Source organism: Paenibacillus sp. J22P59 (assembly GCF_059383895.1).
Map to the genome: position 1 here is coordinate 168,898 of NZ_JBXENX010000003.1, position 26,704 is coordinate 195,601.

Genomic DNA, 26,704 nt, shown 5'->3' on the forward strand with positions numbered 1-26,704 from the left:
TAAGTCCATATGTAGTATGTTATAATGGTATTTATACACAATATATTGTGATTTATCTCATATAAGATGAACCTGTTAGTAAGCAGGAAGCAGTGGAATGGGGAGGTAATTATAACAAATGGCGAATAATCGGGGAAGACAGCTGGAGGGGCTTAGCGAGAAGATTTTTTTGGATCGCTATGCGTGGAAGCAAGCGGATACGAGCTTAACGAAGGTCGGGGACGTTGTATTAGTATTGACGAAGGATGATCCGAAATTCCCTGCCAAGGAGGTTGGAGAGGTCGTAGCCCGCAATGGCGCTGAAGTAAAGGTGCAGCTGCGGAGCGGCGAGGTGGTAACCTCGGATGTGGAGAAGCTGACGTTGACGCAAGAGAAGACGCCGGAGGAAATGTGGTCACGGCTTGCAAGTGCTTTGGCAGGTGCAGAAGACACGGAGGAGAAGCGGGCGTTATGGACGGAGCGGTTCCGTTATTTGCTCGATGATTGGAAGCTCGTGCCCGGGGGCCGAATTGCAGCTGGAGCGGGTGCGAGTGAGGAGCTGACGCTCTTCAATTGCTATGTTATTCCTTCTCCAAGGGATAGCCGCGGCGGTATTATGACTACGCTGACGGAAATGACCGAAATTATGGCGCGGGGAGGCGGTGTAGGCATTAATCTGTCCTCGCTCCGTCCGCGGCGCGCTATTGTAGCGGGAGTTAACGGTTCCTCGAGCGGCGCTGTTTCTTGGGGTGGCTTGTTCAGCTATACAACAGGGCTGATCGAGCAGGGCGGATCAAGACGCGGAGCATTAATGCTGATGATGAATGATTGGCATCCGGATGTTGAGGATTTCATAACGGTTAAGCAGACGATGGGGCAGGTTACGAATGCAAATCTGTCTGTCTGTGTCAGCAATGGTTTTATGAAAGCCGTCAAAGAGGATCTGGAGTGGGAGCTTGTCTTCCCGGATACGAAGGACCCTGAATATGATGAGCTGTGGGACGGCGACCTAGAGGCATGGCGTAAGCTTGGCAAAAGAGTGATTCTGTACAAAAAAGTCCGTGCCCGCGACGTCTGGCATAAAATTATTGAATCGGCATGGAAGTCGGCGGAGCCTGGTGTCGTATTTATGGAGTATTACAATCAAATGTCTAATAGCTGGTATTTCAATCCGATTATTAGCACGAATCCTTGTGGCGAACAGGGGCTTCCGGGATGGGGCGTATGCAACCTGTCAGCGATCAATTTATCCAAATTCTATGACCAAGAGAATCACGCGGTGGCTTGGGAAGAGCTGGCTAAGGTAACGAGATGGTCCGTGCGATTCCTCGACAATGTGATTGACACTACGCCGTATCATTTTGAAGAAAATGAAAAAAATCAAAAGCGCGAGCGCCGCGTCGGTCTAGGGACGATGGGACTTGCGGAGCTTATGATTCAGCTTGGCGTACGATATGGAAGCCCAGAATCGCTTGTATTTCTCGATGAGCTGTATGGGTTCATCGCCAGAGAGGCTTATTTGGCATCCACAGAGATTGCTGCGGAGAAAGGCTCCTTCGAAGCCTTCGAGGCAGAGCCCTTCCTGCAAAGCGGGTTTATGCGCAATATGATCTCGCAGTATCCCGAAGTGGGCGAGGCCGTGCGAAGCAATGGCATGCGTAACGTTACTGTTATTACGCAAGCGCCGACAGGCAGCACAGGGACGATGGTCGGCACATCAACTGGCATAGAGCCTTATTTTGCCTTTGAATATTTCCGCCAGAGCCGTCTTGGCTATGACAAGCAGCTTGTGCCTATTGCCCAGCAATGGAAGGATACGCATCCTGGCGAGGAGCTGCCAGCGTACTTCGTAACTGCAATGAACTTGTCGGCAAAAGACCATATTCGTGTGCAAGCCGCTATTCAGCGCTGGGTAGATAGCTCCATCTCGAAGACTGCCAACTGTCCGAGTGATTTCACAGTGGAGGAGACAAAGGAACTATATGAGCTGGCCTTTGACCTTGGCTGCAAGGGCGTGACGATCTATCGGGACGGAAGCCGTGATGTCCAGGTCTTGTCAACGACGAAGAGTGAAGAGGAAGAGAAAAAGAAAAAGGAATCAGAATTGAAGAAGCCAGTCGCCCAAGCTGCGGATGATGGAATAAAGGCGGCAACAAAGCTGGAAGCAGGTAAGGGTGCATTGGTGGATCGTCAAATGGGCAAGAATTCGTTAGATCAGTCGGAGCAGGTGCTGGATAAACAATATAAGAGCCGTCCGCAAATATTGCGTGGTGCAACCTACAAAATCAATACGCCATTCGGCATGGCCTATATTACAATAAATGACCTGAACGGCATTCCAGGGGAGATATTCCTCAATGTCGGCAAAGCGGGCTCCGATGTATTCGCGATGGCAGAAGCGCTAGGACGGGTATGCTCCTTATTCCTGCGGTATGGGGATCACGGCAATAAAGTGAAGCTGTTGACCAAGCATTTGAAGGGAATCGGGGGTTCAGGCGCAATCGGATTCGGTGTCAATCGTGTTGAATCTATTGCTGACGCGGTAGCAAAGGCGCTTGAAATTCATATGGATAGCGGCGAAGAAGCGGTTTCCTCTCAGCTTGCACAGCCTCCGTTCGTGGATGCAGCGCTGCCTAAGTCAGGAGAAGTGGACTCGCGGGATCTCTGTCCGTCATGCGGTGCAGCTACGCTGCTTAGTATAGAGGGCTGCAAGCAATGCAGCACCTGCGGATACAGCAAGTGTAATTGATTAATGTTGAAAAAATTTTTCTGCATATACGATTCAGTCAATAAGAAAGCCAATGGGCAACTGAGATTTTTTCAGTTGCTTTTTTTTATATTATTTGTTTCATAAGACCCATTGCTGGGTATAAATGAATGGCGACTTCCATATGCTTATTCGTCGGATAAGAAATAGATAAGAAATACTAGGTATTATTAGTAGTTATAGTAGTGATTACCCTATATAGAAGGACAAGAAGCTGCATAAATTATAGATTGTAACAATTTTTTCAATAAAATTTGTTTTGATATGCTCTGATACGGCATATAATTGGATTGCATATCCAGTTATTTATGCCTATAGACAAGACTATGTGCTAGCCTGTACTTTTAAAAATAGCTTGATGCTTGATTTTTAAGGGAGGTGATGCTGGTTTAGAGCAGATAAATGTAAGCGCTTTTGTATTTGAAAACCCAAATCTAAGGAGGAATTAATGATGAATCTGGCTTTACCGAACCACCGTTTGTTCCACAAGCTGCTTGTTGCTGGCGGTATGCTTCTGATGACCGCTGTACTGATGCTTCTGTTTCCAGACACAAGCTCGGCTCACGGGTATTTGGATGTTCCAGCGAGCCGCGCATTGTTATGCCAAAAAAAGATAAATACAGATTGTGGAGGAGCTGCTTACGAGCCGCAAAGCGCTGAAGCGCCTAAAGGCTTCCCTAACGGCGGCCCTGCTGACGGCCAAATTGCGAGTGCTGGCACCAGCTTTCCTAAGCTTAATGAGCAAACTTCGACTCGTTGGGCTAAGGTGCCAATGCAGGCAGGACCACAGGCTTTCAAATGGCAGTTGAATGCTGCTCACGCTACGACTACGTTCAAGTATTTCATCACTAAGCCGGGCTGGAACCCGAACGCTCCGCTGACAAGAGCCTCCTTTGACCTTACACCGTTCTGCCAAGAAAATCTGAATGGTGCAAGTCCCGCTAATTATTACACTTCCAATTGCAATGTTCCAGCAAGAACAGGCTATCATGTTATTCTAGCAATCTGGGAAGTTTCCGGAGCTCCTACTGCTTACGTCAACGTATCTGATGTTGATTTTGGCGGAGGCAGTGCACTTCCAGCACCAACTAACTTGGCTTCCACAGCCGTAACAGATAACAGCGTTTCCTTGAGCTGGACCGCCGTACCTGGTGCATTAAGCTATCAGATTTATCGCAATAATGTATCGGTAGGCACAACATCGTCAACTACCTTCACGAGCACGGGCCTAACGAGCGGCACTCCTTATAGCTTTACCGTCATAGCCATAGACGCCTCGGGCAACGCCTCACCGGCCTCTTCCGCATTGTCGGTCACGACGACTGGATCTAGCAGCCCAGCGTATCCAGCCTGGAGTGCGACGACAGTCTATGTAGGCGGAAACAAGGTTTCTTATAACGGCGTCAATTATGAAGCCAAATGGTGGACATTAGGCGAGACCCCAACTGGCAATAATGTTTGGAAGATCATTCCTTAACGATCAGTAAAGCCTTGGAGGTAAGAACCTTCAGGGCTTTTTTCTATGTCTGTTTTTCCTGATAATAATGAAGGAAATCATGATATAAATTCAACTCATTCGTCTGCACCTAATACGAACAGACTTTGTAAGAGATCGAAGAAGGAGTTTCCGGGTATTAGAGACATATTAGTTTCTAGCCGTTTCGTTAATTCTCTGATAATATGATGTTCAGATGGAAGATGCAGTGAATCATTAGACGAAAGCACTATGTCATCCTATTTCATGGTTGGTTGCTGTTGTGGTGTGAGATCGGCTGCGACCAGAGTTTTGAAAAGTGTGGGAACTGTCGTAAAAATGGCTCTACTAGGGGGCTTTAAGTTGGAGAAAGATATTCATTTGTTTACTATGCAGGTTATGCTCTTAACTTTTCTATTCAGTTATGGGGCAAATAGAAATATTGATTCACCGATTAAGATAAAATTAACTCAGATAATAGCGATTTTGATTTTTTTCAGAAAAATAAATAAAAGTATCTCTATTGAGTCTGTAATCAGTCGAGTGTTGTTCAATATTTTATCGCTTGCACTTCTATTTAATTGGGGGTTTGGCATTATCCCCATCGAAATTCTCCATGTACTTACCGCTTTTATTTGTATGATATTTCTATTGGTTATTATACTTGCGGTTATTGTTTTTACAATCTCTTATTTTCTTAATAAGCGATATTAGTTTGGACTGACAGCAGTCAATCTGACTTTTTCGTCGGCATATCTTTCTTATCATGATCAAAAGGAGCGAGGATGAATGGAGGCAACTGAAATAATAATGAATAGAGTGACACCTATACTAAGAATTTTTGATGTATACAAGGCTAAACAATTCTATTTGGAGTTTTTGGAATTTACATTAGATTGGGAGCATCGGTTTGAAGAGAATATGCCGTTATATATGCAGGTCTCATACAGTAACTGCATCATACATCTCTCTGAGCATCATGGAGATTGCTCGCCCGGCGCCGCTATTCGCATTGAAGTGAACAATATTGTGGCATTACATACGAAAATAATAGAAAAGAAATATCCCTATTCACGTCCGGGTATAGAACCTACGCCATGGGATACTCTTGAAGTGACTGTGACCGATCCTTTCGGTAACAGAATTTTATTTTATGAGGATATTGAATTTGGGGATGACAACAAAGTATAACCTCAGCAATGGATTTCTATAATGAAGCAGCTAATTCTCTCTTGAGGGGATTGGTTGCTTTTTTTTTCATCTATATGCTATCATTTCAATCCTTTTAATAGAAGAAAAGGATTATGCAGGTCCTTAGTTCTGTCAAAACAAATTCATGACCTATATTTCGACAAAATTAGTCATAAACCAACATTATCTCTTAATGATTTACAAAGACAAGTGTTATATCGTTTATTGATGTGAAATTTATGGTATTCGCAATAATTAACAAAATAAGGAGAAAAGATCGTATGAATACAAACAAGACATCTATTAATACTAGTATAGCAATGATGTTCTTAATAATTTTATTGCTGATAACTCCGACTAATGTATCTGCCTTGCAGCAAAACACTTCAATTAATAATAAATTAATTGAAGAAAACTTAATTCTTAATTCTAGCTTTGAAGGTCCGGGACAAAATGGTGTTGCAGAAAAATGGGGGACGACAGGAACAGCCTCGTTTAGCCTTATACAAGATGCTGTATCCAGTGGGGTTCAGGTTCAAAAAATTTCGGTAACAAATTTATCATTTAATAAGTTTGCTTCAGTGGATCAATCTATCTGGGTTGTTGAAGGAAAGCCTTTCAGGATTACAGGAATTTTATGAGTGGGATGGTAGTATGAGATGGTCTGGTAATAATGGAGATACAATGCTTGCATATGACCAATACTATTTTGAAAACCATTTACCAGAGGGGTCTAACAGGAAAGCAAAAGGATTAGTCAGGTACTATAAAAAAGGAAAAAATCATTATGGCTATGAGGTAGTTAAAAACAGTGGTAAAAACCGGGCAGGGAAAAAAGTATGGGAATCAATATTTTAGGGAACTTATGAAATATAGATGGATTGTACTAATGGTGGCCTGTTGTTTATTAATTATGATTTTATTTTATCAGGTCTCAACAGATAGTGTTCAAAGAAATTAGTTCAATTAAACAAGTAAAAGAAAGTAATGCAATAGTACACATTATTATGTCTAAAGAAGATGATATATTTCTTTATCATGGTATTGAGGTGCCAAAAATTAATTGGGAAAAAAATATAATAGTAATTACTGAAGGGTGGAAATTGAAACAACTTACATATGTGAAATTTAAACCGTTCAGTAGACATACGCATAGGCTAGTTAAAGCTACATTAAATAAGAAAAGCCAAAATAATATGGTGTATGTTTATAAAATAAAAAAAACAGATATAGTTCTTGATGAGAAATTTGCAAATGGAGGTGTGTTTTTCGAATAAATTATTTTGATATAAAGGCACATTAGAGTGAACTGTAACCCGTAAGATGGACACTTAAAAAATTTTCCTCTTAAGGGTTTTTGTGCTAAATCATACTATTGAGAATAAATGAGGAATGAAGACCAAACCACAGGCAGTTGTATGTATCATGTGAAAAATAATGAATGAATTAAGGAGAAAACAAGTTGTTGTATATAATTGTAATAACAATAATTATTTTAATATCTTTATTAAAAAGAATAAGTGAAAAACGGATGAAATACGCACTCCCCATTTCCTTTCTATTACTATTTTTCATTATTAACATTCCTTTAAAAGAATCAATTAGACATCTGATTATGGTGATTCTTTATGCAATTATTTTTTCGTTAATAATGCCAACTAATAAAGTGGTAAATTATTTCGAAAAAATTCATTACACAAGAAGGAATAGGAAATAAAGTATCAATAAACGAAATGAATTTTGATTTTAAGTAAAATTTTAAATAAGTATAATTGAGTTTGGTATCTCGTTTCTAAACTACATGAGAGTCTAATTGGAGAAAATATGATATGACAAAAAAAGCATTAGTAGTAGTTTTAATTGTAATGATGATTAGTTGCTCTTTAGGTTGCGGTGATGAATCCTCGGATGAAGGAATTGAAATAAAAAAGCCTTCTTCCCTCGGTCATGAATTTCTAGGATATTGGGAAGTTAAGAGGCTTTTAAAATATGGTCAAGCGACCATGTATGGTAGTGAAGAGGTGGACAGTATTATAGGTTCCAAGATAATAATTAAGGAGGATTATTTGACAACAAATAATTTCTATCTAGGGGGAGAAGGAAATCCTAATTTTAGCAGGCAAGAACTCCCTTATTTAAATGTTCCTAATTACAAACAAAGTATTGTGACCAGAATAGATTTTATTAATGGCAGCAGCGGGGTTACTTTTGAGGATATTGGGGTTTCGAGCGACTCTATAACTATGCTTGAAATCTATATGGATAAAGAGTATAAAGATCCTTGGTATTTGGGTGTCCTTTATATGTCAGAAGACAATTCAAATCGTAGTATACTCCTTGCGGGAGGGGTTTATCTCGAAATAGAAAGGGTTTAAAACTGCTCTCTATATTTAAAGGAAAGAGATACTCTGCTCAGAACAAGCGGATACATTTAAGTAGAGTTACGGGGTAATGGTTTGTATTATTCTCTAGATGATTATAAACAATAGTTTTTTAAGAATGCTGTTTGGTTAGAGCTCGATTATAAAGTATTGCGGGCGACTCTAAAAGATTTGCGGAAAATGAATGGAAAGTATGTGTTAGTAGAAGAAACTTTTAATTCTGATTATAACGGTCATCTTGGTGTTTTATTGGATCAATAGAGAGAGCTGATAGATTTTAGGGACGGAAATAATATAGTAAGTTTTTAAATTCGTAAGTGTTAGGACTGATTACATACTTTTATGCATTATTCTATTAAGGGGCGAAATATTTGATCATTTTACGTTACTTATCTGATTACCAATCAAAAGAAGCTTCCAAGGAAGCCTCTAAACGATTAATAAAGTGTTTAAAACCTATGATAAAATCAGGAACTATAGTGGCAAATGAGCAGCGAGGTAACCATGCAAATACTACTGTCTTAAAAACTACCTTGCAATTAAATTCTCAATATGAAGTTCTTGATTTTATTAGAGTTAAAGAATTATTAGAAATGCTATCAAACGAATGGAAATGGCAGTTATCTTCAATACATACGGCAGCATTTCATATTTTTATAGAAGGTAAAGTTACCGAGTTTTTATTTATTGATGTAACAATTAGCGAAGAAAAAGACAGTCTGCTGTTCACTTTTTATTTAAAAGGAAGCTCTATTGAAGATATTTTTGAAAGAGTAAAGCTAGTTACCAACAAAATTTCGCTAGGCTTCAAAATTACGGGTGCACACAAATATTTTAAAATTGATAATTCTTATAGAGTGGATGCTGAGATTGCATTGGATTGTAGTGCAGTAGAAGGAGTAAGAAATTTACTCTTGAAGTTTACAAAAGAATGGAATGTAGTAGGGTTTGAAGCTAGTACTGAAGAATGTAAGTTGGATGAAAATATTAGGGCTATGCAGATGAGCTTTAGAGAGGTCAAATTATAAGCTTTTCTGCCTATTCTTAATGTGTTGGTGTACTTGTAAAAGGAGAGTAGAGAGGGCTGATCGCCCTATTCCTATTGAAAATACACATAAGAAAGAATATTTAGGCGGCGATAGAAATGGGAATAGTGAAAGCCAATCTGGATCAGATTAAATCAATAGTAGAGATGTTCTCTAGGCTGGATATTGAAGAAGAAACTAACCTAGAAAAATATATGGTAGGTGTCTTGGACGTGTATGAAAAATGCTTAACAGTTGAAGATGCAGGAATTTGGTTATCTTCATTTGAGGAGCATAATTTAAAATACGAACAAAACTTTATTGAGGTGTTTCATAGTATCTTTCAACAAAATAATAATGAGGTTTTTGTTTATTGTCCAAGTATTAAAAAATATTATCGAGATGAGACCTTTGAGCCTCAAAATGATCATCTTTTTAAAGAGACAATACTCCCATTAAAATCAGATATTATGAAAATTTCATCGTTGAATATTCTTGATGCATTTCTTAAAATGTCAACCAGAGAACAACTTTTTACAAACTTTTTCTTTAATGATATTCAAACCGTTATTATTGGAAACTACGATCTTAGTTTTCCTATTTACAGTTTAAATCGCTCAGTATTTAATAGTCTGGAATCTATAGCTAAAAGTAACGGATTAAATATTAGAAAATAATAAGCAGGTGACCGCAGTACTAAATGAAGAGATATTGCTTTATTCTGAGGACACTCCTGTATTTATATTGAGGGGGCAATTGAGAGAGGAAGACAATCCCAATGAGCTTGATCCGAAGGCACTGAAAGTATTAAAAGTAGAGAGCTGGGACATCGTTGAGCCTGTCCCTAGAGGCGCTAAGATCCTCCGACCCTTTTCATCAAGTAAATATTTATCTCGTCTAGATTTTGTGAAGTAATGTTAATTAGTCAACCATATTTATGAATAGTCCTGAGAAAGACAGGAGCGGATAATGTTCAGCAAAAAAATCATGCTTACTTTACTTATTACGTGTACCGCTATCGTTTCTGTATATATTGGATATTTTCTTTTTAATACCGTTATTGGTGTGGGGCTATCGACTACGATCTCTCCAGATGAATTCAGCACCGAGATTCAACCGATAACCAATAGATTTCCAAAGCTAGAGAAGGTAGAAGGTGTGTACTGGAAAGCTGGTTCAATAGGTAAGAATAGATTTGGTCCAGATTCCTATTGGATGAAGGGGTATGCTTATTTGGATAAGGGGGGCATCAGCCGTATTAAAGCTTCATACGATGATTGGGAAGAAGTCAATGGTTTGAAGCCTTTGGCATTAGCACAAGAGTATGAGCCCCAATGGTTATTTAGCAGTGAATTTGATCGTTATATTAGGACTTCAACCTTTGTCGGGAAATTTTATTTGGATGCGAATAATGATGTATTGTATTTTGAATTTGAACGATAGACCTTATGTTTACAAAAAAAAGAGCGACTAGTCAATAGTCACTCTTTTTGTCGTATCATTTCATCCCGTCATTCCCAACAAATCGATTACGCCCGGCAGAAACGCCAGCAATAAGCAATAGAATGGTAACGACGAGCAGCATCATAAGCGGGATCGTCCATCCGCCTGTTGCGTCATGCAGATAACCGAATAGGATAGGACCTACTGCAGCGAGCAGATAGCCTACTGCTTGTGCCATGCCCGATAATTCTGCGGCATCCTGCGAATTGGTTGTCCGCAAGCCGAACAGCATCATCGCGATACTGAAGCCACAGCCTGCTCCGATTCCGATACAGATGGCCCACAGAAGGATTAGTGATTGGTTGCCAGATAACAGCCCTATAAATCCGGTGAGGAAGAAGGCCGATGTCAGAATAACGAGCAAAACCTGATTCTTCATGCGTCCAGCTATGATTGGGACGAGGAAGGTTAGCGGAAGTACAGCAAGCTGCATAATGGAGAGTATCCATCCAGCCGAATCCGGACTTATGCCTCGTGTCTGCAAAATTTCTGGAAGCCAGGAAATGACGATATAAAATAACATCGATTGCAAGCCCATAACGAGCGTTACTTGCCAAGCCAATGGCGACTTCCAGACATTCGTTGCCTTCTCGCCCAGCGTCGAGATTGTTGCTTTATGAGCTTGTCCCCTCAATTGAGGAAGCCAAAAGACAATTGCCGCAATCGCCAATACGCTCCATAGACCCAACGCTCCCTTCCACCCAAAGCCTTCTTGAGCAGCAATAGGCATGCTAATGCCGGAAGCAATAGCGCCGCTGAGATTCATCGCCACGGAATAGATCCCGATCATTAGCCCTATCTTCAAAGGATATTTCTCTTTAATAAGGCTTGGCATCAATACGTTGCAAATAGAAATGGCAAGACCCAAAAGCACGGTTCCAATTAGAAGAGTGCTAATATTCCATGATGAACGGAGAGCAATGCCGATAGCCAGCAGTACTAGCGATCCGAATAATACGGAAGGCATGCCAAAACGTCGAGCAAGCTTTGGCGCAATCGGCGACAGCAGGGCGAAGGCGATTAATGGAAGTGTTGTGATTAAGCCGGCTAAAGTATTCGAAATATGCAAATCATCTCGAATCGTTCCTAATAAAGGGCCTACCGAGGTGAGCGGGGCTCTCAAATTTGCTGCAATCAAAATAATGCCGAGCACTAGCAGCCATCCTGTAGTTGCTGATCTTGTTGTTGAATTCTTCTGGGACTGCATTTAGGTTTCCTCCAAAGGTATGTCTCGTTGTAGTTGGTTAATGAATTGCTGAACCATAGCGGCAGCGGTCTCAGGCTCTTGAGCGATGATGGCATCTACCAATTGATCATGCTGATCATGCGGAAGATTATTGTCAAATTGCTTTTTGATAAAAACAATAATCGAATCCTGAATGGCCTCGGTAATATGCTCATATAAGTCAATCAGCATTCGATTCCCTGTCGATTCTACAATGGCCTGATGCAGCTTCATATCCGCGTCCACGTAACGTTCTAGATCGCGGCTGGCGCTGTAGTCTTGGCATTCCAGCTGATAGAATCGCATTTTCTCAATATCCTCAGCCGTGCGCCGATTGGCAGACAGCCTTGCTGCTTCCTGTTCAAGAGCATTCCGCACTTCCAGTGTTTCTAGCAGGCTCGACTTCTCGATGCGGCGTGAAATAGCGGCGCCAAGGGTGCTGTTCGAAGAAACATAGGTGCCGTCTCCCTGCTTTGTAATGAGGACACCAGCATGGCAAAGCGCTTTAATGCCTTCTCGGAGCGTATTGCGGCTGACATTCAATTCCTGAACGAGATCCGGTTCAGGGGGGATCTTGCTACCAACTCGCCAGGTGCCAGATTCAATCAACTGTTGTATTTGAATAATGACCTGATCGACAAGGGTAAGACGTTTCGTTTTGTGCAGCATTCATTAAACCTCCAAACATAGGATGATTGTATGAATTATAGCATAGGTTCTTTTCTTTTTAAACCATATTCGACAATATTCGCATGAAAAAAGCTGCCTCTCGTCGGACAAGCGCCGCTATGCTATGATCTAAATAATTATAATATGAGATTTTTTGGTAGGTATTTATGAAAAGCATGGATAGAGGGTTCCGTACAAAGGGGTAGAAGGCAATGGAGCAGTGGAAAATCAATTTGGCCGTATTATGGGTGGGGCAGTTCTGTGTGATGGCGGGGATGACGATGGTGTTGCCGTTCTTGCCGTTATATTTGCAGGCGAATCTCGGGTTAGCTGACCCTTACGAGATCAGTATTTGGGCAGGAGTTATATTTGCTGTAAATTTCGTTACGTCATTCCTGATGCAGCCGTTCTGGGGCAAAATGTCCGATCGTTATGGTCGGAAGCCGATGCTGCTTCGCGCCGGCTTCGGAATGGCTGTTACGATGGGACTTATGGGCTTCGTTACGGCACCATGGCAGCTCTTGCTGCTTCGTGCTGTTAACGGGATTATCTCCGGTTTCAATCCGGCAGCCGTGGCACTGATTTCTTCAGGGACACCAAAGCAGCGGATGGGCTTTGCCATGGGAACTTATCAATCCGGCTCGATTGCAGGCACTGTTCTTGGCCCGCTGATCGGCGGTTTGCTTGCTGATTCCATTGGCTTTCGTCCGATTTTCTATATAACGGGCACTCTCCTATTCATGGCCTCGCTGATTGCTTGGCTGTTCGTCAAAGAAAACTTTGACCGCAAGCAAGCGGCTGCGACACCAGCTGTATCGGTATGGCAGGGACTGCGAGAACTAACACATAGCCGAGAACTGCCTGCATTGCTTGGCGTGACACTGCTCCTGCAGCTTGCCTTAATGGCAACACTCCCATTGATTCCACTATTTGTCCAAGAGCTTCATGGCCGTATGGATCAGGTAGCATTCTGGGCAGGACTCGTTGCTTCTGTATCCGGACTTTCTACGATTATTGCCGCTCCATTGCTAGGCAAGCTGGCTGATCGAATTGGGGAGCGTAAGGTGTTGCTTGGTTCTATGGCAGGCTCAGCATTGTTATTTCTCCCTCAAGCGGTGGTGTCATCCGTCTGGCAGCTGATGGTGATCCGCTTCGTTCTTGGGATATTCATTGGAGGGCTCGTTCCCTCTGTGAACGCCCTCCTGCATAAGCACGCGCCCACAGGCAAAGAAGGGCGAGTGTTCAGCTACAATGCAAGCATGTCCGCGCTTGGCAGCGCGGGTGGTCCAGTGCTGGGCGGAACACTCTCTGGTCTGTTAGGCATTCGCGGGTTATTCTTGCTTACAAGCGGATTACTGCTTGCGAACATAGTGTGGCTATTGCGAATGCTGCCACGCTCCGAGCAGCGAAAGTCCCAGTCAACTAGCCAGAGAATAGGTTAATAAGCCTTTAAAGCCCCGTTGTCGCTGTGCAGCGGATAGATCGCATCGCACGGCAGCTCTCTCTCCAGCCATTCAGATAGCTGGCGTACCGCGCTCTGAATGGGCTGCCCATTCGCTGCCAAGAGGGCAGTGCTTCCGAATCCAATCCTCTTCAAGTAGGCTTCGCGGCCAACAGCCATCTCCCGCAGCCAAATCTCCATTCGCAGCGTCTCATCTATGGCAGCGTAGATTGGACTTGGCGTTTCTTCACGCTGCGCTCGCCCAATCTCTACGCGAATATGCGCCCGCAATTGCTCGGGATCAATCAAGCCAAGCTTTGCGAGCTCACTATGATCGCCAGCGAGACTGTTCATATAGGTAGGATAATGATTCATAATCACTTCCCGCAGGAAAGCATGAGCAAAGGTTTTTTCGGTTCTCGAACGAATCAGAGAAGGCATGGTTCCAATTAATCCCTTGCGAACGAGCGTCTTGGTAGCACTATACGCGCCAGTATATCCTTCTTGCTCACAATAGATAACCTCAGGCGGTATTCGCAAGCAGAACTCCAGAAGTCTCCTATCGAGAAAAGGGTAGGAGACGCTCCTTCCGTCACGGCCCATGTAATAACGGGAGGGTGAGGCATTCCGGTGAAAGATAGCCTGCCTGGCCCAGTTATTATAGAGGAACTGGGGGCGGAGCTCGTTCTCCAGAAAAGCTTCTTGGGCATGCTTGATGTCAAGGCATGCGTCCGCATGCAGGAAAGGCGCTTGTGTAGCTTCTCCGCCCCAGACCGCATTCATATACCTCTGCCAAGATCCCCCAATGATGGGCTGCAGCGCCCGTGTCCACAGAAGTCGCAGCATCGCTGCGGCGGAGCCGTCAGAGCTTCGTTTCATCCTCGTGAATAACTCCTTGAAGCGGCCATTCAATAGCAGTGAATCATAGACATAGGCATTCCCGTCGATCGTCTCGTCACCACCTGTTCCCGATAGAGATGCGATAGGGATTTTACCTTGACGAAGCGCTGATGCCGTTGATAAATAGTTGGCTAGGGAGGTTGTGCGAATCTCGGGCCCATCCGTGATGAAGAGGGGGTCTCGTCCTAGCGTGTCATTAGGATGGCGAGTCAGCCCATCTGCCAGCAGAACCTCTCCGCTGAGTCCAAGCTTGCTGCGCATCGCATCAATGTAGGACAGATCATTGCAGCTGTCGAAGCGGGGAGCACGGAATGCAATACCCGTAACGAACATGGCTTTTTCTCTTGTCTCGCCCAGCTCTTGGCTGGCTACTGCCGCGATAGCCCCAGAATCGATCCCGCCGCTGATGGGCATCAAATAATAGTCTTCTTGAAGGCGTTCCTGTACGGATTGATGCAGAAGATCTGCATAGTGGAGGTAATAGTCGCTATCACTGCGGTAGTGTATTTCTTGATGAGGTGGTGACCAGTATGGTGATAATTTCGTACCTTCTGGTGTGATTTCTAGGAGGCGCCCTGCGGGTACACGGTGAATGCTGCGGAAGTAGGTATGCTCAGGCAAGGTATCCCATTTCCATTTCCACATAGCAGACGTAAGGTTGGCGATAAGCTTGTCTCTGTTAAGCTCATATGGGATATGGTGATCAGCAAGCAGCTGTGCAACGTCCGTTCCTATTAAGGTAAGAGCATCGGAATTGTAATAGACAAGTGAACGAGTGCCGACGATATCTGTTGCAGCAATAAGCTTGCTGTGACGGGCATCCCATAAAATTAAGGCGAATTCGCCGCGAAGCCGGGCTATGAAACGGGAACCAAAGGTCTCATATAATTGCCAGATTAATTCGCGATCGGTTACAGAGCGAGACATGATAATGCCCTCGCCGAGCAATTGCTCTCGAAGCTGCTCCCGATTGTGAATGCGTCCATCCAAGCTAACCGGCACAGCTAGTGGAGCAGGGGGCGTTGTTGATGCTGCTCGCGTATCATCCCGCTCTCCCAGGCTAAGTTGGCCGAACTTCCCGGTGACAGTTAATCCGGAGCTGTCCATCGGCATGCCATGCAGCATATGCTGCACGAATAAATGATTGTAGTGATCAGGCCCTTTGTCGGGTTGAAGGGAATAGCCCTTCTCCCATCGGCAGGCTATGATTTGGCTCATGTAATCGCTTCCTTTTCTGCTTGGATATAAGCAATGACTCCGAGAAAATAATATTAATATTATTTTGTAAAGTCATTATTTATTATTAAGAGTAATTACGACACAAAAGAGAAATTTCCTTTTAAGTAAGGGTTTTCAAAAAATGATACAGTACTAAGAGAATTCACCTATCGTTTTTATTTGAAAATTTTGAATAGGATGCTTTAAATAAAAATTAATGTATGATAACATAAACTTGAGCAAACTGATTAAATATTGGTAATTGTAGAGGCTGATTTTTCAGGCCTTTTGCAACTATATAATAGAGAGATTTGGATGTTAGAGGAGGGGAATCGAGATTGACTACTTTAAATGACTCTAGAGTTATCCAAGATATCGCGATTGAATCTGAGCAGCATAAGTCCTATATTTGTTTGACATTGGATGATGGTCCTTCCAAGGAATTTACTGTGAAAATTTTAGATATTTTGAAGGAGAATAACGCGAAAGCTACCTTTTTTGTATTGGGAGAGTTTGTTGAATATTTTCCCGATTTTGTAGAACGGACAGCGAGAGAGGGACATGAGATAGGCAATCATACGTATTCCCATCCTGATCTAACGATCATGACTGAAGATGAAATTATAGCTGAGATTGAACGTACAGAGGCCGCTATTATTCCTATTACAGGTAAACGCTGCACACTTTTTCGTCCGCCGAATGGTGTGTATAACGAAGCCACTGTTGATTTAGTTGAACGGCTGGGCTATCGCTTTGTTCTATGGTCTGATCCCTTGTTTATGAAGGATTGGGAATTGCCGGGCGTACCTGTATTGGTAGATAGACTAATGACGAATGTGAAGGCTGGGTCGATCATCTTGCTTCATGATGGCGGAGGAGACCGTGCGCAGACCGTTGAGACATTAAGAGAAGCTGTTCCCGCGTTGATCAAGCATGGCTATCAATTTGTGACCGTTAGTGAATTACTTGAACTTACGAATAATAGGGAGTGTGTTTAAGCTTTGGAAGAATTGTTGCTCCATCGTAAAAATTACTTGGATTGCTTGAAGATCGAATATGCTCAGGAGTTATTGCAGCATGGTGATTTGATCAGTTATTTATTTGCTAATTGTTACGAGGATACAGGCAAGATCTATACAGATATTATGCTTCCTAACAAAGGCTTCTGGCACTATGAAACGGGTTGCTTTACCTTAGAGGATGGAGCAAATCTAGGCATAAGCTTGTTAGGTGCGCCAATAAGAACAACTCAAGAAGCAGAGAGCTTCATTTATTCCCAGTTAGATGACAATAAGCGTGTGTTTTTTCGGGTAACGGCGTATCTGCTGCCAGGGCTTGAAACGCTTGCGCCAGATGCGAACCATTTTATTATAATAGAAGACTATAATAAAGCGGATAACACGCTGCAGATTGATGATGTAACGAATATTAAGCACAGATGGGTAGATAAAGAAATTATATTTAAAGTGCTGGAAAAGATGAATTACGAAATTTTTGCCATCGATTTCTCTAAAATTACTATAACACCAAATATGATTGAAAACTATAAAGAGACTGCAAAAGCTTCTATTAACAATAATAATGATGATTTTATCATTTATCAAAAGTGTATCGAACTGTTTGCAGACTTTAAGAATCAGTCCAACGAGCAAATTACGAAATCATTATATGGTGTCCAGCAAGCTTTTACTCTAATTAATGGCTCAAGATATTACTTCGCCTGCTTCATTAAGAAGGCTGGCTACAGCGATATTCTGCAGCATGTATTAGAGTACTGCTCTGATCTGGCAGAAACGATAAAAACGATCGTAATGAAAAAAATAACACAGCTAGAGACGGAAGCTTCGGCGGATTTTGATGATCTTATACATAAATGTTCTATATTAATGGAGTTTGAAAAGCTTACGCTGCGCTTGTTAAAGGACGAACTGGTGAATGGTGAAACCGTAAGAGATGATAAGCAGATGGTAGCAAGTCCTTATCATCTCAGAACAACAAGGAAAACAAGCCAGAGCCTATCCTTGGCATGGGAAGCAGACTCGCTTCCAGATTATATTATTTTTTATGAGCTGTCCGTTAATGGCGGTACTCCGATTATTGTCAAGGATACGAAATATAATCTGATCCGTTTGCAGCCGGATACCGAATATGAAATATCGGTGAGATCAATCAATGCACTAGGCTTTATCTCGGAAGCGAGTACAATCATCGAAATAACAGAGCCTCCTACTAGCACGAATGATTTGGCTTTGTTCAAGGAAGTCAAAGCTTCATCGCATGAAACGGATAATATTGATGTCAACTACCGTCCATATAACGTTGTGGATGGAGATAAAGCTACGAGATGGGCGAGCCAGTACAGTGTGCCGCAATGGATTTCTATTGATCTTGGCGAGGAAACGAATGTAGCATCTGTTCTGCTGAACTGGGAGGGTGCGTACGCCAATAGCTATCAAATTCAGCTATCCGACAATGAGGCAGACTGGCACGATATTTATAGCACTACGGAGAGCAAGGGCGGAATTGAGACACTTGCAGCAACAGGCAGGGGAAGATATCTGAGGCTTTATTGTACGGAAAAAGCAACCAACTTCGGCGTTTCTTTATGGCAGATTAGCGTGTATGCGAAATAGCCGTCTTCAATGAATGCATGCATGAAGCAGAGTACTGGACAACAGCTCTGATTATAGAAGATTTGAAGAGAACTGATCTTTCAGTTCTCTTTTTTTATAGAAACCCATTCGAATAGCGTGAGCTTCAATTCTGTAATAAATATCGAATTATGGAGAAAAATAAGATAAAATGTCGAATGTAATAGTTCTTAAGAACTGTTTTTATTTGGCATCTTGTGTTGATAATGATAATCATTTACGATGATTATGGAATCAATATCCAGCGTTACTACTGTTGAGGCAGGGGGTTATTAATGTTACGTCCGAAAGCACTTCCCAATGCCAAAAGGTTGGCTGAGGAAGCGTCGATTACGAATCTGTTGAATTGCTACTTAAGAGAAACCTCATCTGAATGCTGGCTTAGTTCGGGAGTGATTGCTGAACTTGCACACAGCGATCATGGGGCAGAGCGTATGCCTGTGCTGCATATCAAGCTGCTCAAGCAGCAGGTGGAGATGTATGCGGCTGTTCGATACGTATCCGCTACAGGAAGGCATCTCTATTCTTTTCCTATTTATTATCGGAACGCACCGCAAGCGACGATGCTGGAAGCTGATTATTTGACGCTTACTGCGCTGCTCGTGAAGGAGCTGTCCATCGTTCACAACAACGGTTATTATACCGGGGAATTTATGTATCGCGTCATCGAGAGCTGCCGTAATATTCAATCCTTTATTGAGGCGAGGCTAGATGATGGAGAAACATTGTATGGTGAAGCTTTCTCATTCATAGAAGCGGAGCAATCGCTGCTCTATGGTCATTCGATGCACCCTACGCCCAAAAGCAGACAGGGCATTCCAGATAAAGGCTACTCTTTATTTTCTCCTGAATTAAAGGGCAAGTTTCAATTGCATTATTTTGCAGCCTGTCGCTCGCTCGTGAGGGAAGGCACCACGAGCGAGCTGACGGCAACAGACTGGATTAAGCAACATTTGCAGTTAGAAGGGATAGAACAGGCTCATCCTATTCATAGATTGCTGGCTGATCCAGCATGGTCGATTATTCCTGTTCATCCTTTGCAGGCAACTTGGTTAATTGGTCGGCCTGAGGTCAGCGAATGGATGAATGCTGCCAAGCTTATTGACCTTGGAGCGCTAGGGAAGGAATTCCACGCAACCTCCTCGATTCGTACTCTCTATCATTCCGAAGCCCCTTTCATGCTCAAGGTGTCCGTGCCGATTAAGGTAACGAATTCACTCCGTGTGAATAAGAGCAGGGAGCTGGAGAGCGGCGGCGAGATTAAGCGGCTGATGGAGACGGCAGTTGGAGATGTAAGCCGATTATATCCGGGTTTTACGATTATTAATGATCCTGCTTATATTACCATCAAGTCTAAGCAACACGTAGAGTCGGGATTCGAAGTCGTTCTTCGTGCCAACCCATTCATGAGAGAGGATGCGAACGGAACGACGGTGATAGCGGCTCTCGTACAGCAGCCGTTGCCAGGGCAAAGGTCTCGTCTGGCTACGATTATAGAGGCAATTGCTGTCAGGGAAGGACGGCCGCTTGCAGAAGTTAGCTTGGATTGGTTCAAGCAATATTTGCAGTTGTCTTTATCCCCGATGCTGTGGTTATACCTCAAGTGGGGAATTGCCTTTGAAGCTCATCAGCAGAATAGTGTGGTGAGGCTAGAGAAAGGTTATCCCGTGCACTACTATTATCGCGATAATCAAGGCTACTATTTCTGTGAGTCCACGAGAGAGCTTCTTGAGCATGCCCTGCCGGGAATAGGCGGAGAAACAGGTAATTTCTATGAGGATCGAATCGTTGACGAGAGAATGTGCTATTACCTTGTTATTAACCACCTCTTCGGCTTAATTCAAGGGTTTGGTTCAGAGGAATTAATTGATGAAGATCAGTTGTTGGGCGAGCTTGTGGCGATGCTGGAATCTTATCTTCCAATGGACCGACAGAGCTCGGGCTTGCTGGAGAGGCTCTTAACCGGTGATACGCTGCCTTGCAAAGCAAATCTGTTGACACGCTTCTACGACGTAGATGAACTGGAGGGCAGCGAGGAAACGCCAGCGGTTTATGTACAGATCGTCAATCCGCTGCATAAGGTTGCAGAGCAAATTAGGCAGGCTGCTTCTCCAAAGCTAGCTGGCATACATTGATAGGAATAGAGGAGGAAAGCAAGTTGCTGCTGCAAGCTGTTAAGGTGAATGATGCTATTCTCTCACCTGTGTATAAGCAAGTGACGGAGCGGGTCGTGAGGCAGCTCTTGGAATCTTTAATTTATGAACAGGTTCTATTCCCGAGCATGAGCATGGAGGGAAAAGACTCTGTTTTTCTGATGGAAGGCAAGGATGCTCTGGGTGCAGATGTAGCTTATAGCTGTAAGGGCTCTGTTAAGCATACCTTCGGTCGCATTCGAATAGCCGCGTCTTCTATTCGACGGTTGGCTGATGGCAGAAGTGAAGTTGTCTCAAGTCCAAGTCAGATGCTATATGAACTGCTTGGAAGCCAAGCAGCAACCGATCGAGCGGGGCTCGGAGCGATGATGAATGAGCTGGAACAGACCAGGTTGAAGGATGTATTAGCGCAATATGAGCATGGGCAACGAGGAAAAGTATGGCTGCAGGGGCTGTCTTATGACGAGCTGGAAAGTATGCTTATGGATGGCCATCCATATCATCCCTGCTATAAGTCTCGTATCGGCTTTGATTATGCAGACAATTATTTATATGGACCTGAATTCAAGCCATCTATTCAGCCTCTCTGGCTTGCTGTTGAACGATCATTAGCATTGGTTGCGATAGATGAGCAATACAGCTATGAGCAATTGCTGCTGGATGAGCTAGGGGAAGAACAGTCGGCGATATTTGTGGAACAGATAATCAGGAAGGGCTGTTCTCCTGAAGCCTATGTATGGCTTCCTGTACATCCTTGGCAATGGACGAATAAGATTATCCCCGCCTTCTCCAAGGAGCTGCATAAACAGCAAATTCTATTGCTAGGCTGCACTGAGGATCGCTATCGGCCGCAGCAGTCGATTCGGACTCTCACTAATGAGACAGATCTGCAAAAAGCTAGCATAAAGTTATCACTTCATATAAGAAATACATCCTCCGTGAGGTTGATCACGCCTCACTCCATAGCAAGCGCTCCGGCAGTATCCCGTTGGTTGACGGCTCTGACGCAAGCAGACCCTTACTTGAAGCGTTCGGGTGTAATTATTCTAAAAGAATTCGCCGGCGTCAGCTTTGAAGAGAATCCAGCAGTTGCGCGGAACGAGAAGGAGCAGCTTGTTCTTAGTTCAGAGAATCGTTATGGTGCACTCGGCTGTCTCTGGCGCGAAAGCATTCATTCTTATTTGGAGCCTGGGGAGCAAGCCGTTCCCTTCCATGCGCTTTATGCGAACGATCATGAAGGGCAACCGTTTATACTTCCTTGGCTCCAAGAGCATGGTCTTCAAAACTGGTTGACGCATTTGCTGGAATGCAGCATGCTTCCTATTGTTCATTTGCTTGTCATGCATGGCATTGCCCTTGAGTCGCATGCGCAAAATATGGTTCTCGTTCATCGGCATGGCCTTCCCGTTCGTGTTGCGCTCAAGGATTTTCACGAAGGGGTGGAGTACTGTAAGGATGGGGCGAGTGAGCTTATTCCTCCTCCAAATTTTGCTGCTATTCATCCGATCTATGCACAAGGAAAGCTTGATGATTATTACGAAATGAAGGATTGTCACTCCCTTGTTGCGATGACGCTCGATGCACTATTCATGATTAATCTTGGCGAGCTTGCGTTATTGCTCGATTCCAATTGCAACTATAAGGAAGAGCAATTCTGGCAGCTGGCTGTGGAAATATTGGATGCTCATCGCAAGGAATATCCCGATCAGGAGGAGCGATTCATGGCCTTTCATCTCTACCCGCCGACATGTGTTGTCGAACAGCTAGCCAATAGCAGGCTGCAGCCGGATGCAGGTGAACTGAATCATTCCGTTAATAATCCGCTGTATGAAGCGAAGCTGGCACGGGAAAAAATGCTCAAGCCATTAGGTGAGAAAGGGGAGAAATTACACCATGAGGTTTCAAGTCAATCGTAAGGAATATACAGCGAATGATCTGTCGGTTCATTGGCAGGCGTATAAGGAGCTGCCGCATCTGTCTTCACCGCTTGGGAAGCGGTATGCGCTTTGCGTATCGGACCCTTCTCAGCTGCTGTTTGTTGTGCATTATTTGAAGGAGCATGGCGGTTCTGCTCTCCTCATGCACGGCAGTACTCCGCTTGAGACAGCAAGGGAAATTGCCAATTCGGCGGGCTGTCAGGGGCTTCTCTTTCAAGACCCTGCTTGTTACTATCCGAGTGCCGAACCTGTTGTTACAGTGGATGCTGTACCGAGCCTCTATCAATTCAGTTCAGGCACGACGGGGCATCCGAAGCTGATCGCTCGAAGCTGGAATGAGATCAATGAGGAAATATCAGCGTATAACGAAGCTATTGGGCTCGATTCCTCCTGCACGCCAATCGTACTTGCAGCCGTCACACATTCCTACGGATTGCTATGCGGAGTGATGGCTGCGCTGGCAAGAGGCAGCAGCCCTGTTATAGTATCAAATGCCAACCCGAAGCTTACGGTAGGGCTTGTTCGTGATTTTCCAGAGCATATCGTGTATGGCGTGCCTGTACAGCTCCAGACGATTGCTCAAATGAGCCAGTCACAGATTCGTTTCCATAAGCTGATCAGCTCGGGCGTTCCACTGCCTGCTCCTCTATTCGAGCGGCTGCAAGGAGCAACGGATACGCTTATGCAGCAATACGGTTGTTCGGAAGCCGGGTGTATGAGTGTAAGCAAGTCGATGCTGTCTCATCATGATCTAGGATACCCTCTCCGCTTATGGAAGTTTCGTGCAGAGAATGGTGGCGAAGGCAACAGCTCGCAGCCTGCTGAATTAGTTGGGGTATCGACTGCAACGAATCAGGCTGTACGTACGGGCGATCTGGGTGAGATTGGAGCGGACGGGAGATTATCCTTTGTCTCAAGAATAGATGATGTTATTAATGTGTCGGGTCTGAAGGTGTACCCGCTTGAAGTGGAAGAAGCGATAAGCGCTATGCCAGGAATTAGAGAAACTGCGGTATTCCGTGGCAGTCATCCGATCTCGGGTGATAAGGTGAAATGCTTGGTGATAGCTGACGGCGCTGTTTCAATTGAAGGGGTTAAGGAATGGTGCATGAAGAGGCTGCCCTCTTACAAAATTCCTTCAGACATTATTTTTGTCGCCGAAATACCGAAGAGTGCCACAGGTAAGGTTAGCCGCAGGCAATTGGAATTGGAGGAGGCGTATTCATGATAAGAGAGCAAGTAAAGGAGCAGCTCGAGCAGCTGCTGATTTATCGTCTTGAATCCGAGGCGGTGCGCAAGCTAAGACCGCTTAAAGAGACCATGCGGCTTAATGAGGATTTATATTTGGATTCTGTGATGATCCTGCAAATGATTGTTTATATAGAAGAAGATATGAGGTTATTCGTACCGGAGGATGAGGTAGATCCTACTGTATTTAGTACAATAGGCTCGCTGCTGGATTTTGTGATGAAGCTGGATTCGATTGATTTGAATGTGGCGGGTGATCGTGGAAGATGACGATACAGCCTCTTGAAGGAGAAGAATCGATCAAGGTTCATTGTTTGATTAGCTGCTTTTGTGAAGTCATTAGGCGCAGCAGCGGCGTGGACTATCGGCCGTTCTATTTGGGCGTATGGGATGCTGATTTCGTCGTGACAGATAGCGGTGAGCTATGTTACTTCTCCGAGCATTCGAAGCATCGGCCCTATTTGCAGCGTTATAAGGAATTGTTCGGGTTAGAGGTTCAAGAGTGGTATGATTTCTCCCGGAGCAAGGAAGATAACGTAAATACACTGCTTAGGCTGTTGGATGACAAGCCTGCTAATAGGCAAGTCATTGTGAACATAGACTTGTCCCTTATGCCAGAGCGGGAAAATAAGTTTCACCAGAAGCCATTCCCTCACTTTCTTATTATTGAGAAGACAGAGGATGAGGAAGAATGGCATATGTGTGATCCTGACTTCCGTTGGGAAGGACGAGTGAAGCGGGATCGCGTATTGGAAGCAGTAAGAGGGAATGAGCAGGGAGGCGGTTACCTCATTGATGCGGAGCTTATCCAAGAGCCGACGAAGGAAGCTGTTGATCAGGTGTTTCAAGCAACCTTCAAGAGAGATCGCAATGAGCTGACAGAAGCAATCAGGGCAGTCGTATCCGAGCTTACTGCGGATGAAACGAAGTTAAAAAGGCTTACTCCTGCCCTCCGTCAATTAAAGGTGCTGGCTATTCGCAAATACGGCTATGAGCATGCTTTTATGTATTTCATGCCGAAGCGTGATCCTGAGAACAAAGAGTTTCTGGAATGGTGTGACCGCATTGAGGAATTGGTACAAGGCTATACGACGATTCAATATATCGCGATAAAGCTGGCGACAACGGGCAGGCTGTCACTTCTTCCTTCGATTTATGAGCATTTAGACCGAATTGATGAGATTGAGCGGAAGATTAAGCTTGGTCTGGAGAAGCTATACCTGCAATGGTGGGACGCAGCTGTCCTGCAAGGCAGTGGGGGAGGAAAACGATGAGAATCGCGTTATGTACGATCTCGTTCCGGCATCAACTAATCTCTTTTGAGGAATTGGTAAGCTTCGCAGCTAAGCAAGGGTTTAATGGCATTGAATTATGGGGGGTTCACGCCCGGAATTTATATGACTCCAGCAGACATCTCTACGGGGTAGAAGGTCCAAGAGAGCTATTCATGAAGAATGGCCTCCAAATTTCGATGATCAGCGATTATTTGGATATTTCTCCTGGAGTAGGGCTGAAGCGTCTGGAAGAACAGAGCCTCAAACTTATTGATCTGGCGGATTGGTTCGGTGCGGATCGGATTCGTACATTCGCAGGTAATCAAGCCAGTGCTGATTTGTCTGAGGAGGAGATGGCTGATTATGTGAAAAGCCTGGCCTACATAGGCGATCTCTATCAGGCACGTGGCAAAAAGCTGCTCATAGAGACACATCCCGGAACGTTAGCGGATACGTTAAGCTCTACAATCTGGCTGATGGAGCAGTTGAATCATCCTGCAATTGCTCTAAATCTTGATTTTGTCCATTTGTGGGAGACGGGTACGGAGCCTCTTGTGGCATTCGAAGTGCTGGAGCCGTGGGTGGATTACTATCATTTGAAAAATATAGCTTCACTTGAGCAAGCTAATGTATTCGCACCGCATAGCGTATATTCGCCAAGCGGTGATCGCAGCGGTATGGTGCCTTTATCCGTGGGAGCCATCGACTACCGGCCAGTTCTTAAGCGGATGCAGAGTGAAGGAAGCGGCGAACGCTTTGCTTCCTTGGAATGGTTTGGGCCGTATCCTAAGGAAATATTGACGAATGATATTCAATTTATTCGTACGGCCTGTGAAGCCCAATTAATAGGAGGATAGCGTCATAAGGAGCTGTTCTTAAAGAAATTAGCAGGAATTGGTATTCCTGATTCCTAATCAGCACTTGGTGAAAAGAACCATCGTTGCCACTTTTACAGTTGCAACGATGGTTCTTTCTGTTTTATAGGGATTCACACACTATGATCTCTTACTGGGACAGCCCCTCTGTGCGCTCGTAGCAGTGCATTCGTTACTGAAGTGGGAGGTTAGTTGAAAACATACGATTTGCAGCAGATGGGCGATAACTATGTTAAGCAGTATAGGGGAGAAAAGGCTTGAATTGTGCAATAGCCGGTTTACTGATTATGATTAGCTGATTCATGAGCCAAGGAACTTCACGAACCAACGAACCCACGAACCCACGAACCAGCGAACCCACGAACCCACGAACCAGCGAACCAACGAACCAACGAACCAACGAACCCACGAACCAACGAACCCACGAACCCACGAACCCACGAACCCACGAACCCACGAACCCACGAACCCACGAACCCACGAACCCACGAACCCACGAACCCACGAACCAACGAACCAACGAACCCACGAACCCACGAACCCACGAACCCGCGAACCCACGAACCCACGAACCCACGAACCCACGAACCCGCGAACCCGCGAACCCGCGAACCCACGAACCCACGAACCCGCGAACCCACGAACCCACGAACCCACGAACCCACGAACCCACGAACCCACGAACCCACGAACCCACGAACCCACGAACCCACGAACCCACGAACCCACGAGCCAACAAACCAATGAACCAACAAACCAACGAACCAACGAACCAAAAGACCAATAAACTAAT

General features: G+C 44.2%; 24 protein-coding genes. 21 read left to right on the forward strand and 3 right to left on the reverse strand.

The features are described from left to right. Positions 1–118: 118 nt before the first annotated feature. The 12 genes from AC50YO_RS06065 (at position 119) to AC50YO_RS06120 (ending at position 10,260) form a co-directional block, all read left to right on the forward strand. Positions 119–2,728, forward strand: a complete 2,610-nt coding sequence (locus AC50YO_RS06065) for an adenosylcobalamin-dependent ribonucleoside-diphosphate reductase (protein ID WP_494844466.1) — start codon at positions 119–121, stop codon at positions 2,726–2,728. 469 nt (positions 2,729–3,197) lie between these two features. After that, positions 3,198–4,223, forward strand: coding sequence for a lytic polysaccharide monooxygenase (locus tag AC50YO_RS06070; RefSeq protein ID WP_494844469.1), 1,026 nt, complete (start codon positions 3,198–3,200; stop codon positions 4,221–4,223). A 360-nt stretch (positions 4,224–4,583) separates the two neighbouring features. Then, positions 4,584–4,934 (forward strand): hypothetical protein, encoded by a 351-nt coding sequence (locus AC50YO_RS06075; protein ID WP_494844471.1) that lies wholly within the window; start codon positions 4,584–4,586, stop codon positions 4,932–4,934. Between the two features lie 75 nt (positions 4,935–5,009). Continuing rightward, the gene (locus AC50YO_RS06080; protein ID WP_494844473.1) at positions 5,010–5,411 is read left to right on the forward strand and encodes a glyoxalase superfamily protein; all 402 of its coding nucleotides are present in this window, start codon (positions 5,010–5,012) and stop codon (positions 5,409–5,411) included. A 281-nt stretch (positions 5,412–5,692) separates the two neighbouring features. Beyond that, positions 5,693–6,052 (forward strand): hypothetical protein, encoded by a 360-nt coding sequence (locus tag AC50YO_RS06085; protein ID WP_494844475.1) that lies wholly within the window; start codon positions 5,693–5,695, stop codon positions 6,050–6,052. Between the two features lie 13 nt (positions 6,053–6,065). Further along, positions 6,066–6,269 carry a hypothetical protein gene (locus tag AC50YO_RS06090; RefSeq protein ID WP_494844477.1) on the forward strand — a complete coding sequence of 68 codons (204 nt, stop codon included), beginning with the start codon at positions 6,066–6,068 and terminating at the stop codon, positions 6,267–6,269. An 86-nt stretch (positions 6,270–6,355) separates the two neighbouring features. Continuing rightward, positions 6,356–6,688, forward strand: coding sequence for a hypothetical protein (locus AC50YO_RS06095; protein ID WP_494844479.1), 333 nt, complete (start codon positions 6,356–6,358; stop codon positions 6,686–6,688). Positions 6,689–7,240: 552 nt separating this feature from the next. After that, positions 7,241–7,786, forward strand: a complete 546-nt coding sequence (locus AC50YO_RS06100) for a hypothetical protein (RefSeq protein WP_494844481.1) — start codon at positions 7,241–7,243, stop codon at positions 7,784–7,786. Between the two features lie 377 nt (positions 7,787–8,163). Continuing rightward, on the forward strand, positions 8,164–8,820 hold the full coding sequence (locus AC50YO_RS06105) for a hypothetical protein (RefSeq protein ID WP_494844483.1): 657 nt from the start codon (positions 8,164–8,166) through the stop codon (positions 8,818–8,820). A 116-nt stretch (positions 8,821–8,936) separates the two neighbouring features. Beyond that, positions 8,937–9,494, forward strand: coding sequence for a hypothetical protein (locus tag AC50YO_RS06110; RefSeq protein ID WP_494844485.1), 558 nt, complete (start codon positions 8,937–8,939; stop codon positions 9,492–9,494). 7 nt (positions 9,495–9,501) lie between these two features. Next, positions 9,502–9,732 (forward strand): hypothetical protein, encoded by a 231-nt coding sequence (locus AC50YO_RS06115; protein WP_494844487.1) that lies wholly within the window; start codon positions 9,502–9,504, stop codon positions 9,730–9,732. A gap of 54 nt (positions 9,733–9,786) precedes the next feature. Then, complete coding sequence (locus AC50YO_RS06120; RefSeq protein ID WP_494844490.1) at positions 9,787–10,260, forward strand: hypothetical protein; 474 nt, start codon at positions 9,787–9,789, stop codon at positions 10,258–10,260. A 55-nt stretch (positions 10,261–10,315) separates the two neighbouring features. Here AC50YO_RS06120 and AC50YO_RS06125 read toward each other — a convergent pair whose 3' ends face one another. After that, a complete protein-coding gene (locus AC50YO_RS06125) occupies positions 10,316–11,527 on the reverse strand; it encodes a CynX/NimT family MFS transporter (RefSeq protein WP_494844492.1) in 1,212 nt (403 codons plus the stop codon). Next, the gene (locus AC50YO_RS06130) at positions 11,528–12,214 is read right to left on the reverse strand and encodes a FadR/GntR family transcriptional regulator (RefSeq protein ID WP_494844494.1); all 687 of its coding nucleotides are present in this window, start codon (positions 12,212–12,214) and stop codon (positions 11,528–11,530) included. A 212-nt stretch (positions 12,215–12,426) separates the two neighbouring features. On the opposite strand from AC50YO_RS06130, the gene AC50YO_RS06135 reads away from it, so the two are divergent. Then, entirely contained in the window at positions 12,427–13,656 is a 1,230-nt protein-coding gene (locus AC50YO_RS06135; RefSeq protein ID WP_494844496.1) for an MFS transporter, read from the forward strand. Here AC50YO_RS06135 and AC50YO_RS06140 read toward each other — a convergent pair. Beyond that, the gene (locus AC50YO_RS06140) at positions 13,653–15,773 is read right to left on the reverse strand and encodes an asparagine synthase-related protein (RefSeq protein ID WP_494844498.1); all 2,121 of its coding nucleotides are present in this window, start codon (positions 15,771–15,773) and stop codon (positions 13,653–13,655) included. The two genes, AC50YO_RS06135 and AC50YO_RS06140, sit on opposite strands and share 4 nt — an antisense overlap. A 338-nt stretch (positions 15,774–16,111) precedes the next feature. On the opposite strand from AC50YO_RS06140, the gene AC50YO_RS06145 reads away from it, so the two are divergent. The 8 genes from AC50YO_RS06145 to AC50YO_RS06180 all read left to right on the forward strand — a co-directional run bounded on the left by AC50YO_RS06145 (position 16,112) and on the right by AC50YO_RS06180 (position 25,893). Continuing rightward, a complete protein-coding gene (locus AC50YO_RS06145) occupies positions 16,112–16,771 on the forward strand; it encodes a polysaccharide deacetylase family protein (protein WP_494844500.1) in 660 nt (219 codons plus the stop codon). Between the two features lie 3 nt (positions 16,772–16,774). Beyond that, on the forward strand, positions 16,775–18,406 hold the full coding sequence (locus AC50YO_RS06150; protein ID WP_494844502.1) for a discoidin domain-containing protein: 1,632 nt from the start codon (positions 16,775–16,777) through the stop codon (positions 18,404–18,406). Between the two features lie 293 nt (positions 18,407–18,699). Further along, positions 18,700–20,559, forward strand: coding sequence for an IucA/IucC family protein (locus tag AC50YO_RS06155; RefSeq protein WP_494844504.1), 1,860 nt, complete (start codon positions 18,700–18,702; stop codon positions 20,557–20,559). A gap of 23 nt (positions 20,560–20,582) precedes the next feature. Further along, complete coding sequence (locus AC50YO_RS06160; protein WP_494844506.1) at positions 20,583–22,493, forward strand: IucA/IucC family protein; 1,911 nt, start codon at positions 20,583–20,585, stop codon at positions 22,491–22,493. Further along, positions 22,471–23,742 (forward strand): AMP-binding protein, encoded by a 1,272-nt coding sequence (locus tag AC50YO_RS06165; protein ID WP_494844508.1) that lies wholly within the window; start codon positions 22,471–22,473, stop codon positions 23,740–23,742. Before AC50YO_RS06160 ends, AC50YO_RS06165 begins: the two co-directional genes overlap by 23 nt. Then, positions 23,739–24,032, forward strand: coding sequence for an acyl carrier protein (locus tag AC50YO_RS06170; RefSeq protein WP_494844510.1), 294 nt, complete (start codon positions 23,739–23,741; stop codon positions 24,030–24,032). The genes AC50YO_RS06165 and AC50YO_RS06170 overlap by 4 nt, the downstream gene beginning before the upstream one ends. Next, on the forward strand, positions 24,029–25,036 hold the full coding sequence (locus AC50YO_RS06175; protein WP_494844512.1) for a DUF6005 family protein: 1,008 nt from the start codon (positions 24,029–24,031) through the stop codon (positions 25,034–25,036). Before AC50YO_RS06170 ends, AC50YO_RS06175 begins: the two co-directional genes overlap by 4 nt. After that, a complete protein-coding gene (locus AC50YO_RS06180; RefSeq protein ID WP_494844514.1) occupies positions 25,033–25,893 on the forward strand; it encodes a sugar phosphate isomerase/epimerase family protein in 861 nt (286 codons plus the stop codon). The genes AC50YO_RS06175 and AC50YO_RS06180 overlap by 4 nt, the downstream gene beginning before the upstream one ends. The last annotated feature ends 811 nt before the right edge of the window (positions 25,894–26,704 follow it).

Coding starts and splice junctions, on each gene's coding strand:
- AC50YO_RS06065 (WP_494844466.1), top strand. CDS start 119: ATGGCGAATAATCGGGGAAGACAGCTGGAGGGGCTTAGCGAGAAGATT.
- AC50YO_RS06070 (WP_494844469.1), top strand. CDS start 3,198: ATGAATCTGGCTTTACCGAACCACCGTTTGTTCCACAAGCTGCTTGTT.
- AC50YO_RS06080 (WP_494844473.1), top strand. CDS start 5,010: ATGGAGGCAACTGAAATAATAATGAATAGAGTGACACCTATACTAAGA.
- AC50YO_RS06085 (WP_494844475.1), top strand. CDS start 5,693: ATGAATACAAACAAGACATCTATTAATACTAGTATAGCAATGATGTTC.
- AC50YO_RS06090 (WP_494844477.1), top strand. CDS start 6,066: ATGAGATGGTCTGGTAATAATGGAGATACAATGCTTGCATATGACCAA.
- AC50YO_RS06100 (WP_494844481.1), top strand. CDS start 7,241: ATGACAAAAAAAGCATTAGTAGTAGTTTTAATTGTAATGATGATTAGT.
- AC50YO_RS06110 (WP_494844485.1), top strand. CDS start 8,937: ATGGGAATAGTGAAAGCCAATCTGGATCAGATTAAATCAATAGTAGAG.
- AC50YO_RS06120 (WP_494844490.1), top strand. CDS start 9,787: ATGTTCAGCAAAAAAATCATGCTTACTTTACTTATTACGTGTACCGCT.
- AC50YO_RS06125 (WP_494844492.1), bottom strand. CDS start 11,527: ATGCAGTCCCAGAAGAATTCAACAACAAGATCAGCAACTACAGGATGG.
- AC50YO_RS06130 (WP_494844494.1), bottom strand. CDS start 12,214: ATGCTGCACAAAACGAAACGTCTTACCCTTGTCGATCAGGTCATTATT.
- AC50YO_RS06135 (WP_494844496.1), top strand. CDS start 12,427: ATGGAGCAGTGGAAAATCAATTTGGCCGTATTATGGGTGGGGCAGTTC.
- AC50YO_RS06140 (WP_494844498.1), bottom strand. CDS start 15,773: ATGAGCCAAATCATAGCCTGCCGATGGGAGAAGGGCTATTCCCTTCAA.
- AC50YO_RS06155 (WP_494844504.1), top strand. CDS start 18,700: ATGTTACGTCCGAAAGCACTTCCCAATGCCAAAAGGTTGGCTGAGGAA.
- AC50YO_RS06165 (WP_494844508.1), top strand. CDS start 22,471: ATGAGGTTTCAAGTCAATCGTAAGGAATATACAGCGAATGATCTGTCG.
- AC50YO_RS06170 (WP_494844510.1), top strand. CDS start 23,739: ATGATAAGAGAGCAAGTAAAGGAGCAGCTCGAGCAGCTGCTGATTTAT.
- AC50YO_RS06175 (WP_494844512.1), top strand. CDS start 24,029: ATGACGATACAGCCTCTTGAAGGAGAAGAATCGATCAAGGTTCATTGT.
- AC50YO_RS06180 (WP_494844514.1), top strand. CDS start 25,033: ATGAGAATCGCGTTATGTACGATCTCGTTCCGGCATCAACTAATCTCT.